This is a genomic window from Actinoplanes sichuanensis (assembly GCF_033097365.1).
GTDB classification, from domain to species: domain Bacteria; phylum Actinomycetota; class Actinomycetes; order Mycobacteriales; family Micromonosporaceae; genus Actinoplanes; species Actinoplanes sichuanensis.
In genome coordinates, this window is sequence record NZ_AP028461.1 from 2,170,906 (window position 1) to 2,189,173 (window position 18,268).

An 18,268-nucleotide genomic window follows, 5' to 3' on the forward strand; every position below is an offset into this window, starting at 1 on the left:
GGATGCGGTGATCCAGGCGGGTGAGTGCCATAGCGGTAGCGGGCTCTGGTACGCGCAGCGTGATTGGTTGGGCAGGAAGCAGGCGTACGCCGCCGCGTTCCTGGCTTGGATCTGGCGTCGTTCGTGACTGATGTCGTGGTTCCCGTCGACGGCGGATGGCCGATCAAAGTCGTCTGTGACCCGTATCTGTGCCGATGGACGGTGCGGCGGCCGCGGTCTCGGACCCGCCGCACTACACGCTATGGCCTCGCCTGGTCGTCGGCCTACTCGGAGGCGAGCACCTCGGTCAATAGGGTCGTCAGCGCTTCTGGTGCGGTGACCATCGCGTTGTGGGCAGCGGACAGCACGCGATAGCCGATACGGGTATCGGCGGCGCTGCGTGCGCGGGCCCGGTCGAGTAAGTGGGGTTCGAGTGATGAAGGGACGCATTCGACGAACAGGCCGGGATGTGACCAGGCTCGATCGGTCGGGCCGGACGGGTCTTGGTAGGTCTTCAAGGGCTGTGCGGTCATCCGGGCGTTGGCCCAGGCCCGGTCGGCGGGGTCGGTGATGCCGTAGCGGCCGGCGTCGGCCGGCGGGATGTACCAGCCTTCACCGGACTGGTTCGCCAGGGCGATCATCGCGTCGGCGCGTTGCGGCCCGTTCAGGTCGAAGACCGACTCGCCCTCGTGGGGTAGATGGGCGTCGAGTAGTACCAGGCTGCGTACCCGGTCGGCGATCTGTTGCATCGCGCCGCAGGCGACCATGCCTCCGTAGCTGTGCGCGACGAGTACCGCGTCGGTGATGTCTTCGTAGTGGAAGACGGCGGCCAGGTCACGCACATGGGTGTCGAGGCCGATGTGCGGGGTGAGTAGGTGTGCGCGTTCTCCCGACCCGGTCAGGGTGGGTGTGTGCACCTCATGGCCGGCTGCGCGGAGCCGGGTGGTGACCCGGCGCCAGCACCAGCCGCCGTGCCGGCCGCCGTGCAGGAGGACGAAGTTCGCCATCATCGGCTCCAGTTCTCCGGTGGTCCCGGCCGGTGCGTCAGCCGGCCGTCGGCGGTGAGCCGTTGCAGGTGTGCGTAGGTTTCGCCCAGCGCCGACCGCAGGGATCGGGAGGTGAAAGTGTTGAAGGGCCGGGCCCAGGTCACCGCTTGAGCCACCTCCCAGACGGTGCCGCAGCCGTGCCGGACGGCCTGCTCGACCTCCGCCAGTCGTGTTCGATGATGTGCGCCGATGGCGTCCAGTCGTTCGCTGAGCCGGTCGAATGTCCATTCATGGCCCGGCAGCACCGTGGCGTCGGTGAACTGCCGTAGCCGGTGCAGGGAGGACATGAAGTCGTGTAGCGGGTCTGCTGTTGAGCCGGGTCGTTTCGCGATGTTGGGGGTGACCTTCGGCAGGACGTGGTCGCCGGTGAAGAGCAGGTCGCGTTCGCTGTCGTGGAAGCACAGCGAGCCGGGGGTGTGGCCGGGCGTGTGCAGTGCGATCAGCCGTCCGCTGGTGCCGGGCACCTTGGCGGTGTCGGTGAGCAGGATGTCCGGCTCGATCGACGGTATCGCCGCTTCCAGGCGGGTCATTTCGTCGTGCAGACCGGTCAGGACTGTGCTGGGCACGCCGCAGCCGCGCAGCCAGCCGTCGATGGCGGTGAGCCGTGATCGGCGTTCGGATTCGCCGACGCGGATCTGGGAGCGCTCGGCGGGATGCGCCCCGATCCACGCACCGGTGTGTTCCCGGATCCGGCCGGCGAGACCGTAGTGGTCCGGGTGGGCGTGTGTGGCGACGACGCCGATCACGTCGTCGAGGCTGCCACCGGCTCGGGCCAGGCCACGGCAGAAGGCATCCCAGGCGGTGTCGCCGTTCCATCCGAGGTCGACCACGACCAGGCCTGCGGGGTATCGCAGCGAGTAGGAGTAGGAGTAGGCCAGCGGGCTGGGAAACGGGATCGCCGTCGCCCAGACGCCGCCTCGCACCGCGAATCCGTCGATCTGCCGTGCCGGTTTTTCAGCGTTCGGCACGGCCGCGTTCGCGAGGTGCGGGGTAGTGGTTTCCATCGTCGGTCCGTGGTCCTTCTCCGGGGTCGGATCGGTTCGCAGGGCAAGCAGCCGGATGGGTGTCTGCTTCAGCGGAACACTCGGCGTTCGAGCACGAGGGGGTCGTGGCTCGGGATCACTTCGCAGTCGAGTTTCTCGATGCGCTGAAGACTGTCCTGGTAGGCGACGATGTCGGTGAAGAACCCGGAGGGGATGTGCTCGGCTTCGTCGTCACCGGACCAGTTCTCGTAGAGGTCGACGCAGTCGCCGGCTATCAGGTAGCGGGTGGTGGCGGCTTGCACCACGATGCCCTGTGAGCCGGGTGTGTGCCCCGGTAGTGCTACTGCCGAGATCCCTGGTGCCAGCTCGGTGTCGCCGTCGATCGCGTTGATGCGGTTCTCGGCGGACCGCCAGGCGGCGTCCAGATCCGGCAGGTGCTCGAATTGCCGCCGGTGCCAGGGCACCGGGTGGCGGGCGTAGTCGATCTCGCGTTGCTGGACGACGATCCGCGCGTTGGGGAAGAGGTGGTTGTTGGAGCTGTGGTCCCAGTGTAAGTGGGTGTTGACGACCACGTGCACGTCTGCCGGGTCCACGCCCAGCTGACGCAGTGCCGCGGCCGGTTGTTCGGCGGGTGTCTGTTGCATCCGGATGCTGTGGTGCTTCCAGGCCCGCTCGAGGTCGGCTCCGGTGTCGACGACCACGGGTGCGCGGCCGCCCTGGATCACGAACATGATCAACGGGATGTCGAGGGTTTCACCCCAGCCGCGCTGGTACGTCAGCGACGGTTTCGGCAGCCCGAACACGCGCCCTACGCCGACGGCGGTGATCTGCAAACTCATCCGGTCGCCTCGCGCGGCAGCGCGTCCTCGACGAGGTCCCGGCCGCGTGTTTCCTTGACCGCGAGTGTGCACAGCAAGCCGAGCAGGCAGTATCCGGCCAGGAAGGCGCCGAACACGAAACCGCCGTAGGTGCCGATCAGGGTCGCCGCCACCAGGGGTGGGATGGCGCCTCCGAGGACACCGGCGCTGCTGTAGGCCAGCCCTGAGGCGGTGTAGCGGTAGCGGGTGTGGAAGAGCTCGGACAGGAACGAGCCGGCGATGCCGAATCCGATGCCGGCGATCATGAATGTCACCGTCTGGCCGAGCCAGAAGGCTCCGAGGGTGCCGATGTCGAGGACGGGGAACAGCAGCAGGGCCCAGACGACGCCCACGCCGTTGGCGGTGAGCAGGACGCGGCGGCGCCCGAAGCGGTCGCTGAGGACGCCTCCGGAGAAGATGGCCAGGCAGTTGACGAGGTTGCCGAACATGCCGGCGGCGAGTACGTCGGTGCGGGCGAGTCCGAGCGTTGCGGTGCCGTAGTTGGTGAGAAACGCGATGCCGATGTAGCCGAGGGAGAAGGCCATCACCAGTGATCCTGCGCCGAGCAGGATTTCCTTCCACTGGTGGGCGAGGGCTTCTTTGAAGGGCAGGCCGGTGCCGGCCTCGCCGCGTTTGGCGGAGGCGGTGAAGGCGGGGGTCTCCTCGATGCGCAGCCGGACGTACAGGCCGACGAAGACCAGGACGACGCTGATCAGGAACGGTACTCGCCATCCCCAGGCGACGAAGTCGTCGTCGCTCATGTAGAGGCCGGTGAGCAGGAACGTGCCCATCGACAGGATGTTCGCGGTCGCCCCGCCGAGGTTGGTGAACATCGCCCAGAAGCCGCGGCGGTCCCTGGGGGCGTGTTCGGAGGTGAACAGGGCGGCGCCGGCCCATTCGCCTCCGGCGGCCAGGCCCTGCGCGATGCGCAGCAGCACGAGCAGGATCGGTGCCATGACGCCGATGGTCGCGGCGGTGGGCAGCAGGCCGATCAGGACGGTGGCGGCGCCCATCAGCGACATGGTGGCGATCAGGGTGCGTTTGCGTCCCAGGCGGTCGCCGATGTGGCCGAACAGGACGGCTCCGAGTGGGCGGGCTACGAAGGCGACGCCCAGGGTGGCGAACGCGACGATGGTGCCGGATTGCTCGCCGAGGGCGGGGAAGAAGGCGCTGGCGAAGACGAGGGCCGCTGCGGTGGCGTAGATGCCGAAGTCGTAGAACTCGATGACGGTGCCGAGGAAGCTGGCGAGGGCCACCTTGCGCATTTTGCCGGGGGCGGTAGGCGGCGGCTCAGCCGATGACGGGACGTCGCTTCGCAGGTCTTCGGGGGAATGTGGAACGGACATGGAACCAACTCCTCTGATGCTCTTCGGCGAGGGCGGATCATGTGTGGTCGCTCGGTGTCGGTGCCGGGGTGTTGCGGCGTGGTTCCACACCGAGTCGAGTTCTTATATACGAACTGGGATTTGAAATACGGAACTGTTTCCGGAAGGTAACGGTGTCGCAACCTGCCCGTCAATAGCCGGGAACGAGGTTTGCGGCGAGTGCTGTGGTCCCGTTGACACCCATGTACCAGGGTGAAACTATGTCGTCATAGCGACCAATGGTTCGTATTTAGGAACTCTCGGGAAGGTCTGGTCGACTGCGATGTCCTCGAGTACGAGTGCCCCGCCTCCGGCGTTTCTCCAGGGCGACAGCCTTGTCGGCATGCTCATCGACGGCAGCTGGACAACGCCGTCGACGACGATTCCCGTGTTCGACCCCGCCACGGGTTCGGTCATCGCGTCGGTGGCCGACGGCGGCACGAAGGACGTCGACCTGGCCGTCGCCTCCGCGCGGGAGTCCTTCGAGCAAGGACGGTGGCGGGCACTCGCGGGCGCTGAGCGCGGCGCGATTCTGTGGCGCGCCGGTGACCTCATGCGGCAACGGGCCGACGACCTCTCCCGGTGGGAGAGCCTCAACCTCGGTCTGCCGGTGGCGCAGGCCAAGAGCATGGTGCTCGAGGCCGCCGCCCAGTTCCGCTATTACGCGGGATGGGCCGACAAGATCCACGGCCGGACGATCGACCTCGGGCCCGCCGACCGCCGCGTGCAGGGCTACACCCTGCGCGAACCGATCGGCGTCGCCGGTCTCATCACGCCGTGGAACGCACCGCTGAGCATGGCCGCGAAGAAGCTTGCCCCGGCTCTGGCCGCGGGCTGCTCGTGCGTGCTCAAACCCGCGGAGGAGACGCCCCTGACGTCGTTGTGGCTGGGACAGATCCTTCTCGAAGCCGGCGTTCCGGCTGGCGTGGTCAACGTGGTCACCGGAGTCGGTGAGCAGACCGGCGCCGCTTTGGCCGAGCATCCGGACGTCGACCTCATCTCGTTCACCGGGTCGACGGAGGTCGGTCGCCTCATCGTGCACGCGGCCACGGGAAACATGAAGAAGCTGACGCTCGAACTCGGCGGCAAGTCCCCGGTCATCGTGTTCGGTGACGCCGACCTGAACGAGGCGATCCCCGGAGCGGCATCCGCGGTCTTCTGGAACTCCGGCCAGGTGTGTGCGGCCGGCACCCGGCTGTTCGTGCACGAGTCGGTGTACGAACAGGTCGTCGAAGGGGTGGCGCAGGCCGGTCGTGCGATGCGGTTGGGACCGGGAACCGACCCGGACGCCGACCTCGGCCCGCTGATCTCGCAGAAGCAACTCGACCGGGTCGCAGGCTATGTCGGGCAGGGCGTACGTGACGGCGCCCGCGTCGTCAGCGGCGGTTCGCGCGTCGGAGAACAGGGCTTCTTCTTCGAGCCCACGGTCCTGGCGGAGGTCGATCAGTCCATGACGGTGATGCGCGAGGAGATCTTCGGCCCGGTGCTGGGTGTCATGCCGTTCTCCGACACCGAACAAGCCGTTGCACTGGCCAACGACAGCTCGTACGGGCTCGCCTCCAGTGTCTGGACCCGCGACGGCGCGCTGGCACACTCGGTGGCGCGGCGTCTGCGGGCCGGGCGGGTAGGCATCAACGTGCACCGTGCGGGTGGGGCACACATGCCCGCCGGCGGCTATCGGCAGTCGGGATGGGGTCGGGAGAGCGGTCCGGAGGCTCTGGAGAACTACCTGGAGACGAAGTCCGTCGTGTCGCAGCTGGCCTGAACCTCGGCGACGCGGTTGCCGGGACAGCCCTCGCGGTCTTGTGCCAAGGGCTGATCCCGGCATCTTTTTGCCTCCTGCCCCTGCTGCGGCCGCGGTAGCCGGCCACGGTGACGCCTGCGGTCTGCAGGCGTCGTGCGTTCTGACCGGTACGGATGACTTGGATCGCGAGGTTAGGCAGTAGCGCGTCGTTCTGGGAGTCACTGCGGTAACCCCTCACGGCGGTACCCCTCGGGCCCGCCCTGCGCTTTAGCGAAATCGGGGCCGTCAGCTGCGGTGGCAGCTGACGGCCCCCGGATCGGGCTCATGGCCCGTGGGCTGTCTCCGACGTGCTACTTACCGAATCCGGCGGTCAGTCCGCTCAGTAGTTGCCGCCGGCCGATCGCGTATAGCAGGACGATGGGAATCGTGGTGAGGGTTACCGATGCCGCGACGGCCGGCACGTTCACCCCGAACTGCCCCTGGAAAGTCCACAACGCGAGCGGCATGGTGCGCTGTTCGGGGGTCTGGGTGAGCACGAGCGGCAGCAGGAATCCGTTCCAGACGGCAAGCGCGTTGTAGATGGTCACCGTGACCAGCGCGGGACGTGTCAGCGGGAAGGCCAGCCGCCACAGGGTTCCCCACTCGGTCGCGCCGTCGAGCCGCATCGACTCGAACAATTCGCGCGGCACGTCGCGGATGAAGTTCGCCAGCACCAGGACGGACAGCGGGATGGCGAACGCGATCGAAGGCAGGATGATCGCCATCAGCGTGTCATACATCTGGAGCCGGATGATGATCAGGTAGACGGGAATGATCACTGCCTGCAGCGGGATGGCCAGGCCCAGCAGGAACAGCGAGTTGATCGACCTGAGCCACCGGTTCCCGGCGCCGCGGACGATCGCGTACGCCGCCATGAACGAGATCGTGACCGCCGGGACCACCGCGCCGACCGAGACGACGACACTGTTGACGAAGTAGCGGACGAAGTCGTTCTGTACGACCATCGAATAGTTCTTGAGAGTCGGCTCTGACGGGGGTGCGAACGTGTTGGTGACGAAGTAGTTGGACTGGGTCTTGAAGCTGGTGATGACGACCCAGTAGATCGGCACCATCACGACGAGCAGCCATAGCCACCCGGTGGTTGCGCCCAGCCAGTTGAGCCGCATGATCCGTGTTCGGGGAGTGGTCCGTTGTGCGGGGCCCAAGTCGACGGCCGTCATCTCACATGCCTTCCATCTGGCTCTCGTCGCCGCGGCCACCGAGCCGCCGGAGCAACTGGGACAAGGCGACGCCGACCAGTACGAGGATGACCGCGATGCAGCTTGCCGGACCCATCAGGTTGGCCATGAAACCCTTCTGGTACATCGCCAGCGCCAGCGCTCGGGTGGCGTCGCCGGGGCCGCCGGCGGTCAGCACATAGATCAGGTCGAAGAAGGTCAGCGAGCCGACGACCATCAGCGTCGACGAGGTGATGATCGTGTACTTGATCTGCGGCAGCGTGATCGAGAAGAACTGGCGCAGCCGGCCGGCGCCGTCGATCTGCGACGCCTCGTACAACGCGGTGGGTATCTGCCGTACCGCCCCCTGGTAGATCAGCGAGTGGAAGGGGATGAACTGCCAGGACACCACGAAGATCAGGACCGCGATGGCCAGCGTGGGGTCACCGAGCCAGTCCTGATTGAGCACGCCGATGCCCAGGCCGGAGCCGAGGCCGAAGTTCGGGTCGAGGATGGCCTTGAAGGTGATGGAGATGGCGGCCGAGCTCAGCAGCAGTGGAATGAAGTAGAGCACCGCGAGCAGGCCCCGATAGCGTTGCCGGCCGGCGATGAAGACGCCGATCAGGATGGAGATCGGCGTCTGCACCAGCCATGACAGGATCATGATCTCGAACGTGACCGCGAGGGTGTGCGGCAGGCCGGGGTCGGTCAGTGCGGCCTTCCAGCTGTCCAGGCCGGTGAATTGGATGTTGCCGATGCCGTCCCAGGTGGTGAAGCTGAGCCCGAGCGCGCCGAGCAGCGGGATGAGACCGAACGACAGGAATGCCACAAGTGCGGGCAGCGCCATCCAGACGACGGAGCGGCCCCGCCCACGGTCGGTGGTTGGCAACTCGGTGACGCGGACCGCGGGCGGAGCAAGCATCGTCATTTGCCGATGACCCCGTTCATCGCGTCGACCCACTGCTGCGGGCTGATCTGAAGCTGGAACAGCTTGGCGATGTTGTCGAGCAGGGTTTCGGAGGCGGTCGGGCTCAGCGCCTGGTCCCACGACTGGGCGAAGAGTTTGGCGTTGACCGCTGTGTCGTAGACGAACTTGAGGAAGTCGGCGTTCGGTGACGTGCTGAGCTGCGTTTCGCTGCCCTTGAGTACCGGTACATAGCCGGCGCCGACCCAGCCCTTGATCTCCTCGTCTTCGAGCAGCGTCGTGGAGAAGAGCTTCTTGGCGATCTCCTTCTGCTCCGGCGTGGCCTTCGTCGAGATCGACAGGTACTGGCCAGGGTTGCCCAGAGCGTTGCTCGGGTCACCTTTGCCGCCGTCGACCGGCGGGAAGTTCATGTAGCCCAGGGCGCCGCTGGAGACGAAGTCGCCGCCGTTGGCCTTCTGGAGCCCGTACGACCAGCTGCCGTGCACCATCATCGCGGCCTTGCCGGTGTAGAGCAGAGCCTGATCGGCGCTGGAGTCGGCGGTGATCGACGAGAAGCCCTTGATGAACCCGTCGGCTCGCACCAGGTCCTGCACCTTCGTCAGGCTGTCCAGTACCGCCGGGTCGGACCACGCGTTCTTCTCGCCCGCGAAGACCCGGTTGAACACATCCGAGCCGGCGGTGCGGTCGAGGAGGAACTCGACCCACATCATGTTGGTCCAGCGCGATTGCCCGGCCAGCGAGAACGGTGCGATGCCCTTGGCGTTGAACTTCGGAACCAGGTCCAGGATGTCGCCGTAGGTCTGCGGCGGCTGGACACCGACCTGGTCGAAAACCCTTTTATTGTAGAACAGCACGATCGGTGTCACGCTCTCGACCGGCCTGGCGTAGATCCTGCCGTTGACCGTGGCCGCACCGAACGACGCCGGGATGATCTTGTCCTTGACCGTCGCGTTCTGCGCGAACCAGTCGGTCAGGTCCTCCACATGACCGGCCTCGACGTAGGTCTTCAGGCCCCCGCCGCCCCAGTTGAAGATGATCGACGGGCCTTCGCCCGCGCCCAGGGCCGTCTTGATCTTCTGCTTGTAGGCGTCGTTCGCGAAGTAGGTGCCGGTGATCTGAGTGCTGGGGTTGGCCTTGTTGAACCGGTCGATCGCCGCTCGCCGGATCGGCTCGCTCGGCTGCCCGCTCAGCGCCCAGTACGACGCGGCTCCGGCGGCGCCGCCGGAGCCGCCCGAGTTGGACGGTCCCGAACTGCCGCATGCTGCAAGGGCTGCCGCAGTGCCAGTGCCGGCGCTGAGGGTTAGGAAATCACGACGTTTCATCACTGTCTCCGTTTTCGACAGCGGCGAGAAGAACTGCCGCGGGGAGCCCGGCCGCCGGGGCGTTGCGACACTCTGGCGGCGCGCTGAGGCTTGCCGTCATGTGGTCGACGTCGACGCTTCGGCGAGCAGGATCTTCGGGCCGGGCGTCGAACTCGAGCCGGGAATGCGCAAGTCGCAGACTTGCGAACCGGGTTAAGGCACGACGCTAGGGGAAACCGCGATCACCTGGCAGGACCCTGCTGACCCGGTAAGGAGATTCAGGGGAATCTCATTACCCCCATCCCGACGTGGTCGTCCGGACGAGAGCAGGGTGAAAGGAGAGGACGCTACCGGTCCAGGAGGATCAGCGCGTCGTGATCAGCAGTGCCGGGTTCGGCGACATAGGTCACCAGACGGTGCCCGGCGGTACCCTCCACCTGCATGGCCTGCACCTGCAAGGTGATCGTGCCTACCTGCGGATGGTGCAAGGTCTTGGAGGTGGCGGTGAACGGGCACACCTCGTAGCGGTCCCACAGCCGGGAGAAGTCCGTGCTCTCTGCCGCCATCTCCGTGACCAGTTCGGTCAGGTCAGGTGCGTCCGGTTCCAGACCGGCCACCGCACGCAGCCGTGCCACGCAGCCTTTCGTCACTGCGTCCCAGTCGGCGAACAACTTGTGGGCGGTGGGATGCAGGAACACGTATCGGACGATGTTGCGGTGTTCGGCCGGCCAGTCCTCGATGCCAGGCAGCGTGCGCAGCCCACCACGGTTGGCGGCCAGCAGGTCCATCGTCCGGTTCAGCAGTCTCGCCGGGTACGGCCGTAGGCGTTCCAGCAGCAGGTCGGTGCCGGGCGCGGGCGTCCGCATGGCACCCGGTGCCGGGCGCGGCCGGGGCAGCGTGCTGGTCGCACGCAGAGCAAGGTCGAACAGGTGCCCGTATTCGGCGGCGTCGAGGCGCAACGCGGAGGCCAGGGCTCCGATGACGGCCGGGCTGGGCCGGTGCTCCTTGCCGCGTTCCAGCCGGATGTAGTAGTCCACACTCACTCCGGCCAGAGCGGCGAGCTCTTCGCGGCGTAACCCGGGAATGCGACGCCAGCCAGGGCCTGTGCTGATGCCGGCGTGCTCCGGCGTCACCTGGGCGCGGCGTGCGCGCAGGAAACGTCCCAGCTCGGTGCCGCCGTTACCGCCCGGCTGTTCTGCTGCCATAACCGTCAGTCTGCCAGCATCGACGCCGATGGACCCCGTTCGTTAGTAACGAATACGCGCTGAATATGTCCTCGCTGGTAACGCGCCGTTCACAAACAGTATGTCGGTGAGCGAATCACGACGCAAAAATCTCCCGGAGCCGGCATGGCCCATACAGCGCCGGCTCCGGAATCGCACACCCCGGACCGCTACATCGTCAGCCGCTCCTGATGGATCCGTCGTGCCGAAACGCCTATTCGTCGCAGCAGGCGCTCATTGGCCAGAACAGCGGGATTCGGGCCGACGACGAAGAACGCTCCGGTTCGGACGACCTGTTGCGGAAGAAGCTCGGAAAGGTCCGCACGACTGAATCGACCTACCTTGGCCGTCACCGTCATGCGGTTTCCGGAAGATGCCTGATACCGGGCGAGTAACTCACGGTAATAGGCGTCGTCCGCCTGGCGAACCGCCCACAGCACGTGGATCTCGCGGGTCGTGTGGTAGGCGGCCGCCAGGCTCAGCAGCGGGGCGACGCCCGCGCCCATGCCCAGCAGCACCAGCGGTGTGTCGGCATGCTGCCGGGCGGCGATCGAGTCGAAGCGGCCGAATGGTCCTTCCAGCCGTACGTGCACTCCCAGGTCGACGCCGGTGAGTCGCCGGGTGAAGTCACCATGCTGACGGATGGTGAAACTCAAGGTCTTCTGGTCGTCGTCGGTGACCGAGAACGGATGCCATTCCCCGGGCACGGCTGCGGTGCCCTCGAACCGGAGGAAGAAGAAGTCACCCGGCCTGATCCGGGTTTCCGCATGATCGAGCTGCACGGACAGGCGCCGGCTCGTGCCGCCGAGCGGCTCGTTACCCACGACCGCACCCGTCAGGTAGTAGTCCGCGGCGATCCACTTCTTCCACACGTAGAGGCCGAGGACGGCCACCGTGTACACGTCGAAGAGCATCATGAACCCGAAATACTGATTCACCCGCACGAGCAGATGCGCGTGGAGCCAGATCATCGCGACGATCACGAGATTGAGCCGGTGCACCCACACCGAAACCTGGTGCCGCAACACCCGTTCCAGTAGCCGTTTGGCCTCCAGCAGCATCCGGATCCGGTCGACCAGCCAGCCGCTGAGGAAGAACACCGAGAAACACAGCACCACGACGGCGGCGTAGAAGCCCCAGTCTCCGAGCAGCGCAGCCAGCGGCTGCCCGGCATAGGAATTGTCGCGGTGCACGTAGGCGAAGCCGATCGCGAGCACGCCCAACATGCCGTGCAGACCGTAGACCGCCGGCAACCCGACCAGCCGGTCCAGCCACGGTGGCCGCACACTGAGCATGATCGCGAGCAGCCACCACGCGTAGGCCGTCAGCCCGAGGGAGACATAGAAACGCAGGCCTTCGGGTTCCCGGGCCAGGGTGTTGTAAGTCAGCACCAGCGGCAGCGGGAAGACGACCGCGGTGCTCCACAGCAGGATCCTTCGCACGATGTTCACCGCTGCCCGCCGCCCGCGGCCGCCGCGAAGCCCGCCGGAGAGCCGGGTTCGCGCTGGTGCTGACGGTTCACCCAGGTCAGTGCCGCCAGGACCGCCGCCATGACCACAAGGAGGACGAGAATCTTCGCCTTGATCGCCATACCTGGTCTACCGGCCCGCTACGCCGAGGCCGTCGAGCCAATTGCGGACCTCGTCCTCGGCCTCGCCCATGTCGTCACGCGAGATCGTGAAGGCGTTACCGGACACTGTTGCGGAGGAGAGCTTCTCCGTGATGACCTCGACCGTGCCCGACAGCCGGCTCCCGCCATGGGTGCTGAACGGAATGACGGTCTTGCCGGCGAAGTCGTGGTCTTCCAGGAAGGTGTACACCGGCATCGGCAGGTCGTACCAGTAGATCGGATAGCCGACGAACACCGTGTCGTAGTCCGCGAGACTCGGGACGAGGGCTTTCAAGGCTGGCCGGGCACCGGTCTGTTGTTCCTGCTCGGCCTGGGGAGCGAGTACCGCATAGTCCAGCGGCAACGGCACCGCCGTCTCGATCCGGAACAGCTCGGCGCCGGTGCGGGCCTGGATCAGCTGCGCGACGTACTGGGTGTTGCCCAAGACCTTGCCGTCGACGACATGCGTGCTGTTCTCCTCGTCGCGGTTCATGTCGTCCGGGTCGTCGGTCAGCGGCACGGAGAAGTACGCGATGAGGGTCCGCGCGCCGTCCAACGGGCGTTCGAGCGGCTCGCCATCTCCGGACGATCCGCCCAGCCCGAGCCGGGAACATCCGGCCAAGCCGATTCCGGCGATCCCGAGCACTGCGGACGCGAGGACGTTTCTGCGTGTTGTAGCTGTCACCGGCGATCTGATCCTTCTGTCATCGCGTCTGAACCTGGCTGGTAGATCGAGCAAAGGCGTCATGCCGCCGCTCGATCCTCTCCAGCAAACCCCGGCCCATCAGCGCGAGAAAGGCACTGCTGAAAGGGGTAATGACAGGGACCCTTTCCGCTCGCTGATCACAGGCAAGCTTCGTGGTGGTTCATGCAAGCCGTCCGACCGATGGGGCGCGCGAACAGAGCAACAGCGCATTCGTCAAGCAACGTCGGACACCTCAGCGATGGCGGCTTGACTGATACCGAATCTCGGAAACGCGGCGAGAGCCTGCAGTGGGAAGTCGCCGAGTACGGTCAGGGACTCGGGGTCGGCCAGGACGCCGACCGGCTTCCCGTCGGCGTCGACGCCGATCGCTGCCTTCAGCCTGGCGGCGCCGGAGGGATCGGCCAGCCACTCGCGCAGCGTTGACTCGCCCGTGAGAGGCGCATCCACCGGGGTTTTCGGCAGGTCGACCGTGGCGGTCAGCCGGAGGTCACGCGATGACGCTCCGACACTGATGGTGTAGGTGCCGCCGTCGAGCAGCCACCGGCGGTGCCGGGACGACCACGACGACAGGTCGTCGGCGTCGAGGTGGAACGTGACGTGCTCGCGGGCTCCCGCCGCGACGTCGACTTTGGCGAAGGCCGTGAGCTCACGGGGCGGACCTGCGGGGTGGCCGGTGTAGAGCTGTACGACCTCCTTGCCCCGCCGTAGGCCGGTATTGACGACGGTGCAGGTGACCACTACGGCCAGGTCGTCGGCGGTGGTCCCGGTGACCGTGACCGTGAGGTCGTGGTAGGCGAAGGTGGTGTAGGACAGCCCGTGCCCGAACGGATAGGCGACATCGCGGCCCACGGCGTCGTAGCCGCGATAGCCGACGAAGATTCCCTCTCCGTAGCGGACGTGCCCGTGCTCGCCGGGGAAGTTCAGGTATGCCGGGGTGTCCTGCAGCCGATGCGGCAGCGTCTCGGCCAGCTTGCCGGACGGATTCGCCACACCCAGCAGTAGATCGGCGATCGCACCACCGGCGGCCTGCCCGGCCAGCCAGGTCTCCAAGACTGCCGGGACATGCCGGTCCCATGGTGTCAACCGCACCGCCGAGCCGCTGGTGAGCACGACGACCACATCTGTGTTGACCGCGGCGAGCCGGGTCAGCAACGCCGTCTGGTTACCGGGCAGATCCATGTGGCGGCGGTCCGCGCCCTCGGACTCGGCGCCGGCCGGCAGGCCGAGGAACAGGACGACGGCGCGGGCGCGCCCGGCCAGATCGACCGCTTCAACGCTCATCTGTTCGTCGTCGTCGCCGTCGAGGCGGTAGCCGGCGGCGAAGTCCACGGCGACTGCGGCGGGGACCAGGGCACGTAGTGCGTCGACGGGCACCTCGACGCGGGTGGGGTTGACCTGTGAACTGCCGGCGCCCTGGAAACGGGGTGTGCGGGCCAGTTCACCGATCACCGCGATCGTGTCGCCGGCGTCGGGGCGCAGCGGCAGAATGTCGCGGTCGTTCTTCAGCAGTACGGCACAGTCGGCGGCTGCGGCCCGGGCCAGGCGGTGGTGGGCGTCATGGTCGATGACGGCCGGGTCAGCCGACGGTTGTGCCCGGTCGAGGAGACGGAGTATCCGCAGTGCCGCCTGGTCGAGGATCTTCTCGTCGAGAGTGCCGTCGTGTACGGCCGCCACGATCGCCGTGTCGCTGACGCCGAGGTTCGGCGGCATCTCCAGATCCAAGCCGGCCGACAACGCGGCGACACGGTCGCGGACGGCCCCCCAGTCGGACACGACGACTCCGTCGAAGTCCCACTCACCTCGCAGCACTTCGGTGAGCAGCCAGTGATGTTCGGAGGCGCGGATTCCGTTGACGCGGTTGTAGGCGCACATGACCATCCAGGGGCGGGCCCGGACGATGATGCGCTCGAAGTGCCGCAAGTAAATCTCGCGCAACGCGCGTTCGTCGACGTCGGCACTGATCCGCAGCCGGTCGGTCTCCTGGTTGTTGACGGCGAAGTGTTTGACACAGGCGCCGACGCCCTGGCTCTGCACGCCGGTCACGTGCGCCTCACCCAGGACGCCGGCCAGGAGAGGGTCCTCGGAGAAGTATTCGAAGTTGCGGCCACACAGCGGTGACCGTTTGATGTTGACGCCGGGGCCGAGCACCACGCTCACACCATGATCGCGGGCTTCAGCGCCGATCGCCGCGCCGATGCGCCGGACCAGGTCGGGATCCCAGGAGGAGCCGAGCGCCGAGGCGGTGGGGAAGCAGGTGGCGGGCAGGCTTCCGGAGATTCCGGCCTGGTTGCCGTCGGGCTGGCGGCGCAGGCCGTGCGGGCCGTCGGAGAGCATGAGCGCGGGGATCCCGAGCCGGGGAACCGGCGCGGTGTGCCAGAAGGTGGATCCCAGGCACAGTGCCGCCTTCTCGGCGAGGGTGAGTTCGGGAAGCAGGTCGGCGAAGGTCATCGCGGAGTCTCCTGGTGGTTCGCGGCATCGAGGACGGCGATGCCGGCACCACCGGGGGAGGGCGGTGCCGGCCGCGGCGGACCGGTGTCAGTCGAGGTGGCCGTGGGAACGAAGGACACCCTCGGCGACGCGGAATGCCTCGCCGGCGGCGGGAAGGCCGCAGTAGACGGCGGCTTGCAGCAGGATCTCCTGGATCTCGGTGACCGTGCAGCCATTGGTCAGCGCACCCTCGACGTGGTGGGCCAGCTGGTTCGGCCGGTTGAGCGCGGTCAGCATGGCGATGTTTACGATGCTGCGCTGCTTACGGTCGAGGCCCTCGCGCGCCCAGATCCTGCCGAAGCAGACCTCTTCGGAGTAGTCCTGCAGGACGGCGTTGAACGAGTTGCGGGCCTGGGCCTTCTGTGCGAGGTAGTCCTCGCCCATCAGCTCGCCGAGAATACGGCGACCGATCTCCCGGCTGCCGGCAGTGCTGTCGATCTCCATGGTTTCTCCCTGAGGGTATTGCGAGGTCAGCCCCGGTCGAGGACGTCTTGGACTTCGGCAGCGGTGAGCTTGACCGTCACACCGGCACGCTCGTTCTGCAGCGCCATCGGTGACTGTGAATCGCGGCCGCCCCAGCCGCGCTCCAGCGCTTCCCGGAAGTCCTCGGCGACGACCTCGGCGCAGTGCATCGGGACGTCGAGTTGCCCCGCCAGTTCCAGTGCCAGGCGCAGGTCCTTGTTCGCGAGGGTCAGCGCGAACGACGGCGGGTCGAAGCTGGACTGCAGGTACCGGTCGCCGATCCGGTCGAACGTGCGGGACCGGCCGATCGCTCCCTGCCGCATCGCATGCCACAACGCCGACGGTTCGACCCCGGCCTTGACGCCCAGGGTGAACACTTCGGCGATGGCAGCGCGGATGGTGATGCTCGCGCAGTTGTGCACCAGCTTGGCGGTGTTTCCGGCGCCGATGTCGCCGACGTGCAGCACTTTGTCGCCGATGGCGTCGAGCAGGGCCCGGTACCGCTCGAAGAGGGTGGCGTCGCCGCCGACGTAGATGGCCAGCTTGCCCGATGCCGCGCCGTGCGGGCCGCCGCTGACGGGCGCGTCGAACAAGTCGATCCCGGCGGCGAGGCAGTCGGCGTGTACCTCGCGTACCACGGTGGGGGAGTTGGTGGTCAGGTCGAACCAGGCGGTGCCCCGCCGCATGCCGGCGAGCAGACCGCCGCCGAGGGCGGCCTCGCGCATCTCAACCGGGCCGGGCAGCGAGGTGAAGACGACATCGGAAGCGGCCCCCACCTCGGCGATACTGTCGGCCCATCGTGCGCCGGCGCGTTCGTGCGGCTCGGCACGCCCGCGGTCGAGGTCGTGGACGATCAGGTCGTGGCCGGCCGTGCGCAGATTCAGCGCCATGCCTGTGCCCATGGTGCCGAGGCCGATGAAACCCACCCTCATGGTGTGATCCCTTCACAGCTCCCGGGTTCTTATATACGAACTAGAGAACCCATATATGAAACATGCCCGCAATGGAACGTAGGTCGGCCCGGCCGGGGGTGTCAATGGGTCGCCGACTGCGGGGTCGTTGACAGCTGTGACGAGGCCGCCCTAGTGTCGAGGTTGCAAATGCGTACTCCTGTTCGTAAATACGAACCCCGCATGGCGGGTCGGGCACGACGACGGAGGCTGAAATGACCGCCCTTGAGGGTGTGAAGGTGATCTGCCTCGGCCAGTTCTACTTCGCGCCGTACTGCACGATGCTGATGGCCCGGTTGGGCGCCGACGTCATCAAGATCGAGGCGCCCGACGGAGACCCGTACCGTCGCCTGCCGGCCGTGGACGAGCACGGGGAACCGATCCAGTTCCAGTTCCTCAACTCCGGCAAACGCGCCATCCGCCTGGACCTGAAGTCCGCCGCCGGCCAGGAGATCCTGCGCGAGCTCGCCGGCACCGCCGACGTCCTGGTGCAGAACCTTTCACCCGGCGCGATGGACCGCTTCGGCCTGGGCTACCGCCAGCTCAGCGAGATCAACCCACGACTCATCATGGCGTCCGGCACCGGCTTCGGATCCTTCGGCCCCTACGCCGGGGAACCCGCGATGGACCTGACGATCCAGGCACGGACCGCGATCATGAGCACGACCGGCTTCGAGGACGGCGCCCCGGTGCGGACCGGACCCTCCGTCGTCGACTTCATGGCCGGCACCCACCTGGTCGCCGGAGTCCTCGCCGCCCTGTTCCAGCGCACCCGCACCGGCCGCGGGCAGCACGTCGAGGTCTCGCTGCAGGACGCCATCCTGCCGTCACTGACCTCCAACATCGCCGGACTGCTCAGCCCGGGCACCGTCAGCCGGGAACGCACCGGCAACCGGCACGGCGGCCTGGCAGTCGCGCCGTACAACACCTACCCCGCCGCCGACGGATGGATCGCCGTGCTGTGCCCGACCGATGCGCACTGGGACCGGCTGCGCGCCGTGATGGATCAGCCCGCGGCCGACGATCCGCGTTTCGCCGCGATGGCGGGCCGCTGCGCGCACATGGACGACGTGGACGCGCTGGTCGCGGCATGGACCCGGCAGCTGAACAAGGACGAGCTCACGCAGCGGCTGAAAGCCGCCCGGATTCCTTGCGCCCCGGTCGTGACGCTGCCGGAACTGCTCGAGGACCCCCACGTGCGGGCCCGCGGCGTCCTGCACGAGGTCACCGATCAGCACGGCACCTTCACCACTCTCGGCAGCCCGCTGCTGCTGTCCGACTCCCCGATGACCGAACCGTCGCGCGCCGGCCGCCTCGGCGAGCACACCGATCAAGTGCTGCGCGACGAACTCGGCCTCAGCACCGACGACATCACCAAGCTGCACGAGGCCGGCGTGGTCTGAAACCGCACGCAA

General features: G+C 67.1%; 16 protein-coding genes. 2 read left to right on the top strand and 14 right to left on the bottom strand.

The genetic code is table 11. The features are described 5' to 3' along the window. Positions 1 to 263 precede the first annotated feature (263 nt). From Q0Z83_RS09515 to Q0Z83_RS09530, 4 genes are all read right to left on the bottom strand, one after another. Positions 264 to 986: an alpha/beta hydrolase gene (locus tag Q0Z83_RS09515; protein WP_317793469.1), complete on the bottom strand. Its 723-nt coding sequence runs from the start codon at positions 984 to 986 to the stop codon at positions 264 to 266. Continuing rightward, positions 986 to 2,029, bottom strand: coding sequence for an MBL fold metallo-hydrolase (locus Q0Z83_RS09520; RefSeq protein ID WP_317793470.1), 1,044 nt, complete (start codon positions 2,027 to 2,029; stop codon positions 986 to 988). Before Q0Z83_RS09520 ends, Q0Z83_RS09515 begins: the two co-directional genes overlap by 1 nt. Positions 2,030 to 2,097: 68 nt before the next feature. Continuing rightward, positions 2,098 to 2,847 (bottom strand): N-acyl homoserine lactonase family protein, encoded by a 750-nt coding sequence (locus Q0Z83_RS09525; protein WP_317793471.1) that lies wholly within the window; start codon positions 2,845 to 2,847, stop codon positions 2,098 to 2,100. Further along, positions 2,844 to 4,121, bottom strand: a complete 1,278-nt coding sequence (locus Q0Z83_RS09530; protein ID WP_317793472.1) for an MFS transporter — start codon at positions 4,119 to 4,121, stop codon at positions 2,844 to 2,846. The genes Q0Z83_RS09525 and Q0Z83_RS09530 overlap by 4 nt, the downstream gene beginning before the upstream one ends. A gap of 451 nt (positions 4,122 to 4,572) precedes the next feature. Here Q0Z83_RS09530 and Q0Z83_RS09535 point away from each other — a divergent pair, with 451 nt between their 5' ends. After that, the gene (locus tag Q0Z83_RS09535; protein ID WP_317793473.1) at positions 4,573 to 5,994 is read left to right on the top strand and encodes an aldehyde dehydrogenase family protein; all 1,422 of its coding nucleotides are present in this window, start codon (positions 4,573 to 4,575) and stop codon (positions 5,992 to 5,994) included. Positions 5,995 to 6,323: 329 nt separating this feature from the next. Here Q0Z83_RS09535 and Q0Z83_RS09540 read toward each other — a convergent pair whose 3' ends face one another. The 10 genes from Q0Z83_RS09540 to Q0Z83_RS09585 form a co-directional block, all read right to left on the bottom strand. Next, entirely contained in the window at positions 6,324 to 7,193 is an 870-nt protein-coding gene (locus Q0Z83_RS09540; protein ID WP_317793474.1) for a carbohydrate ABC transporter permease, read from the bottom strand. 1 nt (position 7,194) lies between these two features. Beyond that, positions 7,195 to 8,118, bottom strand: coding sequence for a carbohydrate ABC transporter permease (locus tag Q0Z83_RS09545; RefSeq protein WP_317793475.1), 924 nt, complete (start codon positions 8,116 to 8,118; stop codon positions 7,195 to 7,197). Beyond that, complete coding sequence (locus tag Q0Z83_RS09550; RefSeq protein WP_317793476.1) at positions 8,115 to 9,437, bottom strand: extracellular solute-binding protein; 1,323 nt, start codon at positions 9,435 to 9,437, stop codon at positions 8,115 to 8,117. The genes Q0Z83_RS09545 and Q0Z83_RS09550 overlap by 4 nt, the downstream gene beginning before the upstream one ends. Positions 9,438 to 9,763: 326 nt before the next feature. After that, positions 9,764 to 10,621 carry a helix-turn-helix transcriptional regulator gene (locus tag Q0Z83_RS09555; RefSeq protein WP_317793477.1) on the bottom strand — a complete coding sequence of 286 codons (858 nt, stop codon included), beginning with the start codon at positions 10,619 to 10,621 and terminating at the stop codon, positions 9,764 to 9,766. A gap of 188 nt (positions 10,622 to 10,809) precedes the next feature. After that, positions 10,810 to 12,081, bottom strand: coding sequence for an FAD-binding oxidoreductase (locus Q0Z83_RS09560; protein WP_317793478.1), 1,272 nt, complete (start codon positions 12,079 to 12,081; stop codon positions 10,810 to 10,812). 5 nt (positions 12,082 to 12,086) lie between these two features. Next, the gene (locus Q0Z83_RS09565; protein ID WP_317793479.1) at positions 12,087 to 12,230 is read right to left on the bottom strand and encodes a hypothetical protein; all 144 of its coding nucleotides are present in this window, start codon (positions 12,228 to 12,230) and stop codon (positions 12,087 to 12,089) included. 7 nt (positions 12,231 to 12,237) lie between these two features. After that, positions 12,238 to 12,894: a flavodoxin gene (locus Q0Z83_RS09570; protein ID WP_317793480.1), complete on the bottom strand. Its 657-nt coding sequence runs from the start codon at positions 12,892 to 12,894 to the stop codon at positions 12,238 to 12,240. Positions 12,895 to 13,167: 273 nt separating this feature from the next. After that, complete coding sequence (locus Q0Z83_RS09575) at positions 13,168 to 15,402, bottom strand: beta-glucosidase family protein (protein ID WP_317793481.1); 2,235 nt, start codon at positions 15,400 to 15,402, stop codon at positions 13,168 to 13,170. An 87-nt stretch (positions 15,403 to 15,489) separates the two neighbouring features. Further along, the gene (locus Q0Z83_RS09580; protein WP_317793482.1) at positions 15,490 to 15,885 is read right to left on the bottom strand and encodes a carboxymuconolactone decarboxylase family protein; all 396 of its coding nucleotides are present in this window, start codon (positions 15,883 to 15,885) and stop codon (positions 15,490 to 15,492) included. 26 nt (positions 15,886 to 15,911) lie between these two features. Continuing rightward, on the bottom strand, positions 15,912 to 16,835 hold the full coding sequence (locus tag Q0Z83_RS09585; RefSeq protein ID WP_317793483.1) for an NAD(P)-dependent oxidoreductase: 924 nt from the start codon (positions 16,833 to 16,835) through the stop codon (positions 15,912 to 15,914). Positions 16,836 to 17,068: 233 nt separating this feature from the next. Here Q0Z83_RS09585 and Q0Z83_RS09590 point away from each other — a divergent pair, with 233 nt between their 5' ends. Beyond that, positions 17,069 to 18,256 (top strand): CaiB/BaiF CoA transferase family protein, encoded by a 1,188-nt coding sequence (locus Q0Z83_RS09590; protein WP_317793484.1) that lies wholly within the window; start codon positions 17,069 to 17,071, stop codon positions 18,254 to 18,256. Positions 18,257 to 18,268: the final 12 nt, after the last annotated feature.